Here is a 12,406-nt window from a genome sequence, read left to right as displayed (position 1 = left end):
GTTCAAGCCTTCCTGTCAGCAACAGCATCAGCACGTTCAACGCGCTCTTCTGATTGACGCGAAAGAATTGCTGCAAATTCCGTGCCAAACGCTTCCATACGATCTGTAAACAGATCAAGAGAGTTGCTAATTACGTTATAAGCAACATAAGCAGGAATAGCGGTAACAAGCCCTATGGCTGTTGCAAACAATGCCTCTGAAATACCAGGAGCAACAACAGACAAATTCGTATTATGCATCGCCGCAATCGAACCGAATGCATGCATAATACCCCATACCGTTCCAAAAAGACCAACAAACGGAGCAACAGGGCCTGTCGTAGCAAGAAAGACCAAGTGACGGCCCAAACGGTCATTTTCACGCGCAACCGTAATATTAATCGCACGGTCAATACGATCCCGTGCACCACCGCGTGCAAGATCCGCTCCAGCAATACGCGCTGAACGTCTCCACTCACCCATAGCAGCGCCAAAAACAGCCGCCATAGGGTTCATTGGGCGCGCTCCGTCCGATTCATACAAATCATCTAAAGAGCCACCTGACCAGAAACGATCTTCAAATTCTGTTGCTTCACGATTCACGCGACGGAGCAAAAAGAATTTTTCTGCGATAACAGCCCATACACCGATACTGCACAGAACCAACCCAATCATCACAAGCTTGACGACAAAGGAGGCGTGCAAGAACAGATCCAGAGGCGATAGACCTGCTGCACCAACCGCTCCAAGTGTGCTCGACGTTACCCCATGATCCACTATTCTCTCCTGTCCTGATCCTACCCCTTAAATTCTGTGAGGGGTTATCTTCAATTGCATGTCACAAGGAAACAGGAAAGTGGGTCAGACCTCTCCAGCCTCCAATTTTTTTATAGCATCACACCAACGCGACGGAATTTTGGCAGGTTTCATATCTTTTGCAGAAAGACAGGCTAGCTCAACATCCAATACAGCCGCCACTTCGTTACTTCCTGAATAATTCCGTACCGTTTGTTGTAACACAAGACGGGCGGGTGTCTGGGACAAAAGGGCAGTCTCGATTTCCATTTCATCATCGAGTCGTAAAGGAGAGCGGTAACGAATATCCACCTTTCGTACGACAAACACTAAGCCAGACGTGTTTAATAGCTCTGTAACGGAGGCCCCTGCACTGCGCATGGCTTCTCCGCGCGCACGCTCTGCGAAACCTAAATACCGGGCATGATATACAATCCCGCCAGCATCTGTATCCTCATAATAAACCCTGAAACGAATTTTATGAGTCGCCATAAAAGCTTCTCCATCACATATGCGTTATATTTAATCTGACGCTTCTTCATCTTGAGATAAAGCCGATAGAAGGTCGACCTGACTCGCAGGAGGAGCCAATCCAAGATGCCTCCAGCCTGCTTCCCCCAAAACACGTCCACGCGCTGTTCGAAGCACCAAACCTTCCTGTATCAAGTAAGGCTCTATCACATCTTCTAACGTATCTCGCGCTTCCGCTAAACCGGCTGCCAAGGTTTCAACCCCCACAGGGCCACCATGATGGTGTTGAGCAATGCGTAGAAGATAGCGCCGATCCATGGCATCCAAGCCGCGCTCATCCACCTCCAGCCGTGCTAAAGCAGCATCAGCCACGTCACGATCAATGATCGCTTTCTTGGCCACTAACGCAAAATCACGAACCCGTCGCAGCAGGCGCCCAGCAATACGAGGCGTACCACGAGAGCGCAGAGCAATTTCTTTCGCTCCGCCTTCGTTTAAATGCATCCCAAGTTTTTTGGCGCCACGAGAAACAATCGCCTGAAGTTCATCAGGAGTATAGAAGACAAGGCGTAGTGGAATACCAAAGCGATCACGTAACGGCGTTGCCAACAAGCCTGCACGTGTTGTCGCTGCAACCAGAGTGAAAGGTGATAAATCTATACGCACTGACCGCGCTGCTGGCCCTTCCCCAATAATCAAATCCAGCTGAAAATCTTCCATCGCGGGGTAAAGAATTTCTTCAATCGCTGGCTGTAGACGATGGATCTCATCAATGAAGAGCACATCCCGCGGCTGAAGATTGGTGAGAATAGCGGCCAGATCTCCTGCGCGTTGAATAACAGGACCTGACGTTGCACGAAAACCCACACCAAGCTCACGCGAGACAATTTGTGCAAGTGTCGTTTTACCTAAGCCCGGAGGGCCATGAAGCAACACATGGTCTAACGCATCACCACGCGCTTTGGCAGCTTCAATAAAGATTGCTAGATTTTCCCGACTGGCTTTTTGCCCTGTAAAATCAGCCAGCGTTTCAGGTCTTAATCCACTATCGACGCTATCTTCTGGCAGGCGTTCCGGGTCTGTCTCACGGTATTCATTCATCGTGCCAACTCTTTCAGACAAAGCCGAATAACGACATCCAGATGAGCGCCTTCATTTTCAGCAAGCACACGCTTTAAAATCGGCCATGCTTCAATACGCCTGAACCCCAAACCTCCCAATGCAAGCAATGCATCATTTTCAACACTGCTGGTGGCGGCTGAAACAGGTGTATCATCAGAGCCAAGATGCACGGATGTTGCAACACTTCCGACTGGCATTTTAGCCACTTTATTGCGTAACTCGCTCAAAATACGATCGGCCAAACGCGGCCCTACACCCGCAGCACGCGTTAAAGATGCACGATCTCCAGCATTGATTGCCAATAATAGTTCATTGGGGCTATTCGCAGATAAAATCGCCAATGCCACTTTTGCTCCAACGCCCTGCACGGTTGTCAGCAAACGAAACCACTCGCGTTCATCAGAAGTCGTAAATCCATACAACAAGATCGCATCTTCACGCACAATCGTCTCAATAAGCAGACGCGCAACAGAAGGAGGTTGAGGGATTTCGCCTAACGTCCGTGTGGAGGCAGACACAACATACCCCACACCATTCACGTCAACGATGCAGCGTTCCCCTTCAATCTGCCCGACGAGACCCGTTAACTGCCCGATCATGCCATTCGCTTTCCAAGAGCCACATGGGCCGCACTTGCGCGGTGATGTGCATGGCAAATCGCAACAGCCAGAGCATCCGATGCATCCGCTTTATGAATAACAGCACCCGGTAAAAGGCGCTTTACCATCATGGTTACTTGTTCTTTGGTGGCCGCCCCTGTGCCCACAACTGATTTCTTAACCATCATAGCGCCATATTCAGCCACTGGCAGACCTTCATAAGCCGGGGTTAGAAGTGCGACACCCCTTGCATATCCAAGTTTTAAGGTCGAAGATCCATTCCTGTTGACATATGTTTCCTCAACAGCCGCTTCTGCCGGTGCATATTCCCGGATAAGATTTTGCAAAGCTCCATGAAGCTCACACAACCGCAACGGAACTGATTCTGCACCATCTGTGGCAATAACGCCGGATGCTACATGCTTTATACGATTGCCTTCAACATCAATTATCCCCCAGCCCATAAAGCGTAGACCGGGGTCAATGCCCATCAAACGTATCAAGCGGCCAAAGCCTGTGCGACATCTTCTGGCAGATCAAAATTCGCATAGACGGCCTGAACGTCATCACTGTCTTCCAAGACATCAATCAATTTCAAGACAGACCGTGCTTTTTCTTCATCCAAAGTTACTGTGTTGTTTGGACGCCAATCAAGCTTTGCAGATTGTGGCTCCCCAAAACGTGCTTCCAACGCATCACGAACAGCAAAGAAGTTTTCCATTTCACACGTCACTTCATGACCGTCTTCCGTTAGCTCTGCGTTATCTGCACCGCCTTCAATCGCGGCTTCCAGCATATCTTCTTCAGAAGCAGCATCTTTAGGGTAAGTAATCACCCCCAAACGCTGGAACATGAAGGAAACAGAGTTGGATTCACCTAAAGAACCACCATGCTTTGAAAATGCTGCTCGGACTTCTCCAGCCGTACGGTTGCGGTTATCCGTTAAGCCTTCCACAATAATAGCGACACCTGCTGGGCCGTAGCCTTCATAACGGACTTCTACGTAATCCTCTCCGCCTGCTGCTCCAGAGGCTTTCTTGATAGCACGCTCAACGTTGTCTTTAGGCATGTTAACTTCACGCGCCATAGACATAGCCGCACGTAACCGAGGATTAGACGCAGGGTCTGGCAAACCGGTGCGAGCAGCAACTGTTATTTCACGCAGCACCTTTGCAAACTGTTTAGCACGCTTGGCATCCTGTGCACCTTTGCGGTGCATAATATTCTTAAACTGTGAATGACCAGCCATTAGTCTCTCCTCTTTTATCTCACGTCAGAGGCTCAGGCGAGCCTGCCATGACAGTGCTTGAATTTTTGACCTGACCCGCAGGGACAAGGCGCATTACGTGGCGTAGTTTCATACCATTGCTGAAGCAGCTCTGCATCGGGCTGTATCCCATTTGCGGGAGGAATTGGAGGGGCTTGTGCAGCAGCAATGCTGTCAACTTCAGCCGATGACGTCTCCTCCATGTTTGTCGCCATTATTGCTTCAACTTCAGGGTAAGCAGGAGGTTCACTCACAGCCTGAATATGACTCATCGTCTGAGTAACACGCAAGCGCATATCATCCAGCATCCCTGTAAACATCTGGAATGCTTCTTGTTTATACTCATTAAGTGGATCACGTTGGCCATAAGCACGCAAACCAATGCCTTGCCGCAATTGATCCAGACCATGCAAATGCTCTTTCCACACCGCATCAAACGTTGTGAGGATGACTTGTTTTTCAATCATTCGCATCAGTTCTGGGCCCATATTGGCCGTACGCGATGCTTGAGCTTTTTGAGCTTCTGCTTCTATGCGCTCAATCATCCCGTGCTCATCCATCCCATCCTCTGCTGCCCATTCAGAAATCGGCAAATTCAGATTCAAGGTTTTGATCACTTCTTTTGTTAGGCCATCAATATCCCAAGCTTCGACAAATGCTTTCTCAGGGATATGAGCATGCACAATGTCCTCAATCGTATGCAGTCGCAAATCTGCAATCACATGCGCCAGATCATTGGATGACATGTATTCACGACGTTGAGCGTAAACTTCCTTACGCTGATCGTTCATCACGTCGTCATATTTCAGCGTGTTTTTTCGCATATCGAAATTACGCGCTTCAACACGCTTCTGGGCTTTTTCCAGCGCTTTATTCAACCATGGATGAACAATCGCCTCGCCTTCTTTAAGACCCATCTTTTGCATCATGGCAGCCATACGGTCGCTAGCAAAAATACGAATCAAATCATCTTCCAAAGAAAGGAAGAAACGGGAATTCCCAGGGTCCCCCTGCCGTCCTGAACGGCCACGCAACTGGTTATCTACACGGCGGCTTTCATGCCGCTCTGTCCCAATTACGTATAAGCCACCCGCTTTCTGAACAGCTTCATGCTTTTCTTCGACCGTTTTCTGCACTTCTGCCGCAATACGTGCGCGCTCAGCTTCATCCTCAATGCCATCTGTACAAGCATGAACCAGCATATCGAGATTGCCACCCAGCTTAATATCCGTGCCACGACCAGCCATATTTGTAGCAATGGTAATAGCGCCGGGGGCACCTGCTTGTGCCACAATACTGGCTTCACGTTCGTGATGCCGAGCATTTAGAACATTATGCTTAATACCGCGCTGCGTTAAAATATGTGATAAATACTCACTTTTTTCGATCGAGGTTGTGCCAACCAGAGTAGGCTGCCCTTTTTCCCTCACTTCCTGAATCAGATTCGCAACAGCGTTGTATTTTTCTGTTGCTGTCAGATAGACCTCATCATCTGTATCGATACGGCGTACAGGACGATTCGTTGGGATTTCGACAACGGTCAGGTTATAAATTTCCGCAAACTCGTCTGCCTCCGTCATTGCTGTTCCGGTCATGCCAGACAGTTTAGGGTATAAGCGGAAGTAATTTTGGAAGGTTATGGAAGCAAGCGTCTGATTTTCTTGCTGAACCTCAACCGATTCTTTTGCTTCCAATGCCTGATGCAAACCGTCTGAATAACGACGGCCATCCATCATTCGGCCTGTAAACTCATCAATAATAATGACTTTGCCATCACGGACAATATAATCCACATCACGCGTAAACAGCGTATGGGCACGCAAAGATTGCTGCACATGATGCACAACAGCAACGTTATGAACGTCGTATAATCCGCCTTCTTTTAAGACGCCTGCTTCAGCAAGTATTTCTTCAACGCGGTCAGACCCTTTTTCTGTCAGGGTAACACTGCGAAGTTTTTCATCTTTATCAAAAGTTTCAGGCTCTTTAACCAGCTGCGTTACGACAAGATCAACCGATCGGTATAGTTCCGAACTATCATCTGCCGGCCCTGAAATAATAAGCGGGGTTCGTGCTTCATCAATCAGAATACTATCAACTTCATCCACAATCGCATGATTGAAAGGACGTTGAACCATCTCCTCAAGAGAATACTTCATATTATCACGCAGATAATCAAAGCCAAACTCGTTATTGGTTCCGTAAGTAATATCAGCTGCGTATGCGCTTCTTCTTTCATCATCTGAAAGATTCGGAATAATAACGCCTGTCGTCAGTCCCAAGAAACCATAAAGAACCGACATCTCTTCAGAGTCGCGGCGCGCGAGGTAATCATTTACCGTAACAACATGTACGCCCTTCCCAGAGAGCGCATTCAGATAAACAGCCAAGGTCGCAACAAGAGTTTTTCCTTCACCCGTCCGCATTTCAGCAATACGACCATCATGCAGCACCATTCCGCCCAGCAACTGAACATCAAAGTGGCGTTTCCCCAGCACACGCTTGGAGGCCTCCCGGCAAACCGCAAAAGCTTCTGGCAGCAATTTATCCAACGTCTCCCCTTTTGAGAGACGCTCACGAAACTCTACCGTTTTGTGCTGGAGCTGTTCATCACTGAGAGCCTGAACCGAAGGCTCCAATGCATTGATCTCCGGTATACGACGTTGATACGCTTTAAGCGAACGGTCATTAGCAGAACCAAAGAGGGCGCGGGCGAGGCGTGCGAACATGCTGAACCTTGAGATGTCGACACCCGAAATGATTATCTCTCCCCTCATCGGGAAAGTAACCTAAACGGGTGTTCACAATTTTCACGTTTACGAGGAAATAAGCCTCGGACCGCCACGGGTCAATGGATTAGGTGACAAGAAGCGATCTAAATACTGTTTTTTCATATTATTTTTCCTATTATACGAACCGAATAAAGAACTGCGCGCTCTTGCAGGTGACATTCAGCTTTGTCATGCTAGTGAGTATTCTTTTTTTACTTTGAGGTTATCTACGTGAAATTATCTTATTCCATTTTAGCATGTGCAACTCTTTTGGCAGGATCTGCCTTTACCTCTCCTTTCGCACATGCTCAATCTACCGCACCTGCAACAAGCTCCTCTGCTCCTGCAGCGGCGCCAGCTCCAAATCCCGGCATGGTGATTGCAACTGTTAACGGTTCAAAAATCACACTGGGAGATGTTCAACAAGCGGCGACCAACCTTCCTCCACAAGCAAGACAGATCCAACCTTCCATGTTGGTTCCTCTTCTTGTGAACCAGCTAGTGGATCAAAAAGCGATTCAGATTGCGGCGAATAAAGAAGGTTTAGAGAACAAACCTGCTGTCAAAGCAGCTATGGAAACAGCGGCCAATACCGCCTTACAAAATGCTTATCTTGAAGCTAAAGTAGCTCCCCAAATCACAGATGCTGCTTTGCACGACTACTACCAAACACACTACGCAAACAAAAAACCAGAACAAGAAGTGCATGCACGCCACATTCTTGTTGATACAGAATCTCAAGCAGAAGACATCATTAAGCAACTTAACAAAGGCGCTGACTTCGGAAAGCTTGCTGCAAAACTATCTAAAGACAAAGGTTCTGCTACAGCCAATGGTGGTGATTTAGGTTGGTTCAAAAAAGGTGACATGCTTCCTGCTTTCTCAGAAGCTGCCTTTTCTATGAAGCCAAACACAATCTCACAAAAGCCAGTTCATACTCAGTATGGCTATCATGTTATTCAGGTTTTGGGAGATCGCGCTGCGCCAATCCCAACATTCGACCAGATGCATGACCAAATCCATCAAGAGTTGATCCGCGAAAAAGTCCGTCAAGTTGTTCAACAAGCTGAATCTCAAGTTCAGATTGTCCACTTCGACGCACAAGGCAAACCACTTTCAACAACTCCTGATAAAAAGTAATATCATGGCAAGCTCGCACGCCACCTCCCCGCTGGCTCGTCCTTTACCCGAGCTCTCAACGGTTGCTGGCGTGCGGCTTTCTGCCGTCGCTGCCGGCATCCGCTATAAAGGTCGGACAGACCTCATGCTGGCGGAGTTCGCCCCCGGTACAGTTGCCGCGGGCGTTTACACAAAAAATGCTTGCCCGGGCGCTCCTATTGTATGGTGCCGCCAAGCCCTCCAAACACCCCAAGCACGTCTTTTGATTGTCAACGCAGGCAATGCTAATGTCTTTACTGGACAAGCCGGTGTTAAAGCGTGTGAAGACTGCGCAGATGCCGCTAGCGCGCTTTTTGAGTGCTCCACTCAGGATATATTCCTTGCGTCTACGGGGGTTATAGGAGAGCAACTTCCTCAAGAACGCATTATTACAGCTCTTCCAGATGCTAAATCCAAGCTTTCTGAAGACCATTGGGAAGAAGCTGCCCGTGCGATTATGACCACGGATACTTTCCCAAAAGCTGCCCGTCGCGATACATCCATTCATGGAACACCTGTTCGTATTCAGGGAATTGCTAAAGGCTCAGGTATGATCGCGCCCGACATGGCGACGATGTTAGCATATGTCGCCACAGATGCAGATTTACCTCAAGACGTACTTCAGAGCCTTTTAGCCGCAGGAACAGCCAAAAGCTTCAATGCCATTACGGTAGATTCTGATACATCTACATCAGATATGGTTATGTTATTCGCAACAAAACAGGCGAAAAACAAACCCGTAACTAGCGTTCAGGATCCTGCACTTCACGATTTTGTTCAAGCTCTCAACGACGTTCTTCTTGAGCTTGCTCTTCTTGTCGTACGTGACGGCGAAGGCGCAACCAAACAAATCCAGATCGATGTTACAGGCGCTCAATCTGACCTGTCGGCACATCGTGTTGCCCTTTCAATCGCTAACTCACCTCTCGTCAAAACAGCTATTGCTGGAGAAGATGCGAACTGGGGGCGTGTTGTTATGGCCGTCGGTAAAAGCGGAGAGCCCGCTGACCGTGACACACTTTCCGTAGCCGTTGGTGGAACGTGGATTGCCAAAAATGGTGGTGTCATTGAAAATTATGACGAAACCCCCGTTGTGGCTCACATGAAAGGTCAGGATATCACTATCCATGTCGATCTGGGCTTGGGCCAAGGGGTAGGACGCGTCTGGACGTGTGATCTGACACATGGTTACATTGATATTAACGGGTCTTATCGAAGTTAAAAATCAATTCAATGAACACGATAACGGGAGGTGGGCTTGTGCTCCCCTTCCTCTGCCGTTAGCAAGATTATAGTTATTATTTCGAACGCCTGGATATAAGGAAATTTGTTCATGTCTTCTGCAACTCGTGTCGTTGTTTTGGGAGGCGGCGTTGGTGGTTTAGAAGCTGCCACAATCCTAGGTCGAAAAAGTAACTTTGACGTTACGCTCGTCGACCGTAGTCCAGTTCATTACTGGAAACCAGTTCTTCATGAATTTGCAGCTGGCACGATTACAGAAGAAGGTAATACGTTATCTTTTGTCAAAGCCGCAGAAAAATTTGGTTTTGATTTTGTTCAAAGCTCACCCAATGCCGTTGATCGGGAAACACGCTCTGTTACTCTCGAAAATGGACGTACAATTCCCTACGATTATTTATTAGTTGCTCTCGGCGCTCGCGCTAATGATTTCGGCATTCAAGGCGTACTTGAAAATTGTTATTTTATTGACAGTTTAAAAGACGCCAATGTGATTCACTCAGAGTTCCGCAAGCAGCTTCTCGCTGCACGTGCCGCAGGTAAAAGACTTGATCTTGCCATCGTTGGGGGTGGAGCCACTGGCGTGCAATTAATTGCAGAGCTTTGCAAAGCAATTGATACAGCACCAGGCCTTGGCCCTACCGTCCGCAAGGAAAGCCTCAACGCGGTTCTGGTCGAAACAGCTCCACGTATTTTGTTAGCTTTTCCAGAAAGTGTTTCCCAAGCAGCAACACGCCAACTGGAAGACCTTGGCATTACGGTTAAATTAGGCGCCATGGTTGTTGGCGCTGATGAGGCTGGCTTTGCTCTCAAATCCGGTGAACATATCCCTGCTACGTTAAGAGTTTGGGCCGCCGGGGTTCGCGCATCGAGCGCAACGGAGCTCTTCGAAGGGCTTGAGAGAGGCCGTGCAGGCCAGTTAAGTGTCACAAAAACCCTTCAAACCACCAACGACCCTCGCATCTTTGCTCTTGGGGATTGCTCTCGTATTGAAGAAGCGCCTGTCGCCCCGACTGCTCAGGTTGCGCGTCAGGAAGGGATTTACATCGGGCAGGCATTGCCTAAAATTGCCAATAATCAAACACCAGAACCCTTCGTTTATCATGATAAAGGGGCTGTTGTTGCTTTAGGAAACTATAATGGCTGGGGCATGTGGGACGCCAAACGTGGTTTTGGTGGAGGCTTCTTCTCTGGCCGCTTCGCGCGCTTCATCCATGAGGGGCTCTATCGTCAGCACCAAGCTGGCCTTGTCGGAGTGTGTGCGGCGGTGCGAGAAGCTCTAAAAGAGCGTTTCTCCCCTGTAAAACCAGACCTTGGTTCTTGACACTTTTTAAGAAGCACTCAAAATTTGTCGGACATGACCTTGTTTAATGTGAGCCAATATGAACACCAAAGGCCAGTCTGACAAATTTTCGCCTCTCTTTGAACAAGCACAGAAAAACCTTTCTTCTCAAGGCTTTGACTTTCTCCAGTCTGAAAAAACATTAGCTCTTTTTGAAGATCGTGGTTTTAAAAACTGGGAGAGTTTTGCCGAGAGTTGGAATCACCTCGGCATTGACCGTTATATGGCAGACGGAGGGCGTTACCGTCGGCGGCGTTATGCAACATTCTCTGTCACCCCCACAGACATTACCCGCAAACCGCACCAACCCCATTATCAAAGCCGAGACTACAATATGCTCAATGGTGGGGTTGAGCGCTGGTTTCGCCCCATAACTGATAATATTGCCCATCATCCAGTTATGCTCTCCGCTATCCGAACCATTGGAGACATGGCGGACGTTCTTACCCCAGAAGAGCAAAAACCCCTTGCTTGGCATGCTGAGGTGCATCAATTTCGGATTGAAGCGTTGCCTGATGCTGAAGGCAAACCAACACCAGAAGGCCTTCATAAAGACGGTGTTGATTGGGTTCTTGTTTTAATGGTTAACCGCCATAATGTTGAGCAAGGCATCACCACAATTCACGATAATCAAAAAGAACTCCTTGGTTCTTTTACGTTGGCTCATCCTTTGGATGCGGCTCTAGTAAATGATCATCAGGTTTATCATGGTGTAACGGCTGTTACCCCGGTAGATTCAACACAACCCGCCTTTCGTGATGTCTTGGTTGTGACATTACGACACGCCTAATTGTATAAAATCACAGAATCTGCAATGGATTGTGAACCTTAATTATGCGTTAATAGTTTCACTATGATGATACCGCAGATTCTTCCCCGCTCGTCCTTGGCTGTTATAGCACTTGCATTTTCAGCCATGACTTTCTCTTCGCATACTGCAACGGCTGCTTCTCACCACAGCAAAGGCCACCATCGCCATTCTCGGTATTCCGCAGGAAACGAGAATGGACCCGCTCCGGTCATCTTAAGTGCCCACCCTGGCACCAAGCTGGATGCTGATGCCCGTAAATTAAGTGCTGATGATTTGGCAGATGCAGCCAAACATCATGACCATCCTGCCGTTTTGGTTGGCTCTGCCCCCTTGTCATCCAAGAAAAGTGATGAAGCGCTTTTTGTCCAACTCCAATCAGCAGGGATGTGTGGCTCAGCAGGATGCACAACCTCTGTCTATCTGTGGCACAATAATAACTGGGTCACTGCACTTGATGGCATCAATGGAGACATTTCTGTTCTGCCGACCAAACATAAAGGCATGAAAGATTTGCTGGTTGGACGAAATGATCGTTGGATTTGGAACGGGCATGAATATCAAGATACGTTAAACGCACCTCCTGTACCAAAATCACACTAAAACAATACACTGCCAAGCAAATCCTATCTTAAAGACTGGCGTTGCTTGGTAATTTTTATTTTAGAAAAATAAAAATCATTTTACCGCAGATTTTTCCTTTCAAAAGACTAAATGGTTGACGCTCCTTTAAAAGACCGTTCATATAAGGCCTGTTAAACATAACCGTGTTTAACCCTCGTGATTTGAGCGGCCGGCTTGCGGCGAGGATAAAAAATTGCGCTAAAGAGGCCCTGCGGTATTCCATAAATCCTCA

12 protein-coding genes and 1 riboswitch are annotated in these 12,406 nt (G+C 48.0%); of the genes, 5 read left to right on the top strand and 7 right to left on the bottom strand.

What is annotated here, in order from left to right; translation table 11 throughout:
- Window positions 1–2: 2 nt before the first annotated feature.
- From tolQ to secA, 7 genes are all read right to left on the bottom strand, one after another.
- A complete protein-coding gene (tolQ, locus tag E3D00_RS06730) occupies window positions 3–755 on the bottom strand; it encodes a protein TolQ (protein ID WP_141461086.1) in 753 nt (250 codons plus the stop codon).
- A gap of 84 nt (window positions 756–839) precedes the next feature.
- Window positions 840–1,265 (bottom strand): tol-pal system-associated acyl-CoA thioesterase, encoded by a 426-nt coding sequence (gene ybgC, locus E3D00_RS06725; RefSeq protein WP_141461084.1) that lies wholly within the window; start codon window positions 1,263–1,265, stop codon window positions 840–842.
- Between the two features lie 30 nt (window positions 1,266–1,295).
- Entirely contained in the window at window positions 1,296–2,345 is a 1,050-nt protein-coding gene (gene ruvB / locus E3D00_RS06720) for a Holliday junction branch migration DNA helicase RuvB (RefSeq protein ID WP_141461082.1), read from the bottom strand.
- Complete coding sequence (gene ruvA, locus E3D00_RS06715) at window positions 2,342–2,965, bottom strand: Holliday junction branch migration protein RuvA (protein ID WP_141461081.1); 624 nt, start codon at window positions 2,963–2,965, stop codon at window positions 2,342–2,344. The genes ruvB and ruvA overlap by 4 nt, the downstream gene beginning before the upstream one ends.
- Window positions 2,962–3,468 carry a crossover junction endodeoxyribonuclease RuvC gene (gene ruvC / locus E3D00_RS06710; RefSeq protein WP_141461079.1) on the bottom strand — a complete coding sequence of 169 codons (507 nt, stop codon included), beginning with the start codon at window positions 3,466–3,468 and terminating at the stop codon, window positions 2,962–2,964. Before ruvC ends, ruvA begins: the two co-directional genes overlap by 4 nt.
- The gene (locus tag E3D00_RS06705) at window positions 3,465–4,214 is read right to left on the bottom strand and encodes a YebC/PmpR family DNA-binding transcriptional regulator (protein WP_141461077.1); all 750 of its coding nucleotides are present in this window, start codon (window positions 4,212–4,214) and stop codon (window positions 3,465–3,467) included. The genes ruvC and E3D00_RS06705 overlap by 4 nt, the downstream gene beginning before the upstream one ends.
- A gap of 32 nt (window positions 4,215–4,246) precedes the next feature.
- On the bottom strand, window positions 4,247–6,961 hold the full coding sequence (gene secA / locus E3D00_RS06700) for a preprotein translocase subunit SecA (RefSeq protein WP_141461075.1): 2,715 nt from the start codon (window positions 6,959–6,961) through the stop codon (window positions 4,247–4,249).
- Between the two features lie 273 nt (window positions 6,962–7,234).
- Here secA and E3D00_RS06695 point away from each other — a divergent pair, with 273 nt between their 5' ends.
- From E3D00_RS06695 to E3D00_RS06675, 5 genes are all read left to right on the top strand, one after another.
- A complete protein-coding gene (locus E3D00_RS06695; RefSeq protein ID WP_141461073.1) occupies window positions 7,235–8,143 on the top strand; it encodes a peptidylprolyl isomerase in 909 nt (302 codons plus the stop codon).
- 4 nt (window positions 8,144–8,147) lie between these two features.
- Complete coding sequence (argJ, locus tag E3D00_RS06690; protein WP_141461071.1) at window positions 8,148–9,383, top strand: bifunctional glutamate N-acetyltransferase/amino-acid acetyltransferase ArgJ; 1,236 nt, start codon at window positions 8,148–8,150, stop codon at window positions 9,381–9,383.
- A gap of 111 nt (window positions 9,384–9,494) precedes the next feature.
- A complete protein-coding gene (locus tag E3D00_RS06685; protein ID WP_141461069.1) occupies window positions 9,495–10,724 on the top strand; it encodes an NAD(P)/FAD-dependent oxidoreductase in 1,230 nt (409 codons plus the stop codon).
- A gap of 58 nt (window positions 10,725–10,782) precedes the next feature.
- Window positions 10,783–11,532 carry a 2OG-Fe dioxygenase family protein gene (locus E3D00_RS06680; RefSeq protein ID WP_141461067.1) on the top strand — a complete coding sequence of 250 codons (750 nt, stop codon included), beginning with the start codon at window positions 10,783–10,785 and terminating at the stop codon, window positions 11,530–11,532.
- Between the two features lie 63 nt (window positions 11,533–11,595).
- A complete protein-coding gene (locus E3D00_RS06675; RefSeq protein ID WP_141461065.1) occupies window positions 11,596–12,153 on the top strand; it encodes a hypothetical protein in 558 nt (185 codons plus the stop codon).
- 164 nt (window positions 12,154–12,317) lie between these two features.
- A riboswitch (SAM riboswitch) is annotated at window positions 12,318–12,397 on the top strand.
- Window positions 12,398–12,406: the final 9 nt, after the last annotated feature.

This window comes from Swingsia samuiensis (assembly GCF_006542355.1).
Classification (GTDB): Bacteria; Pseudomonadota; Alphaproteobacteria; order Acetobacterales; family Acetobacteraceae; genus Gluconobacter; species Gluconobacter samuiensis.
This window is presented reverse-complemented; position numbering and strand designations above follow the sequence as displayed.

Coding starts and splice junctions, on each gene's coding strand:
- ybgC (WP_141461084.1), bottom strand. CDS start 1,265: ATGGCGACTCATAAAATTCGTTTCAGGGTTTATTATGAGGATACAGAT.
- ruvB (WP_141461082.1), bottom strand. CDS start 2,345: ATGAATGAATACCGTGAGACAGACCCGGAACGCCTGCCAGAAGATAGC.
- ruvA (WP_141461081.1), bottom strand. CDS start 2,965: ATGATCGGGCAGTTAACGGGTCTCGTCGGGCAGATTGAAGGGGAACGC.
- E3D00_RS06705 (WP_141461077.1), bottom strand. CDS start 4,214: ATGGCTGGTCATTCACAGTTTAAGAATATTATGCACCGCAAAGGTGCA.
- secA (WP_141461075.1), bottom strand. CDS start 6,961: ATGTTCGCACGCCTCGCCCGCGCCCTCTTTGGTTCTGCTAATGACCGT.
- argJ (WP_141461071.1), top strand. CDS start 8,148: ATGGCAAGCTCGCACGCCACCTCCCCGCTGGCTCGTCCTTTACCCGAG.
- E3D00_RS06685 (WP_141461069.1), top strand. CDS start 9,495: ATGTCTTCTGCAACTCGTGTCGTTGTTTTGGGAGGCGGCGTTGGTGGT.
- E3D00_RS06680 (WP_141461067.1), top strand. CDS start 10,783: ATGAACACCAAAGGCCAGTCTGACAAATTTTCGCCTCTCTTTGAACAA.
- E3D00_RS06675 (WP_141461065.1), top strand. CDS start 11,596: ATGATGATACCGCAGATTCTTCCCCGCTCGTCCTTGGCTGTTATAGCA.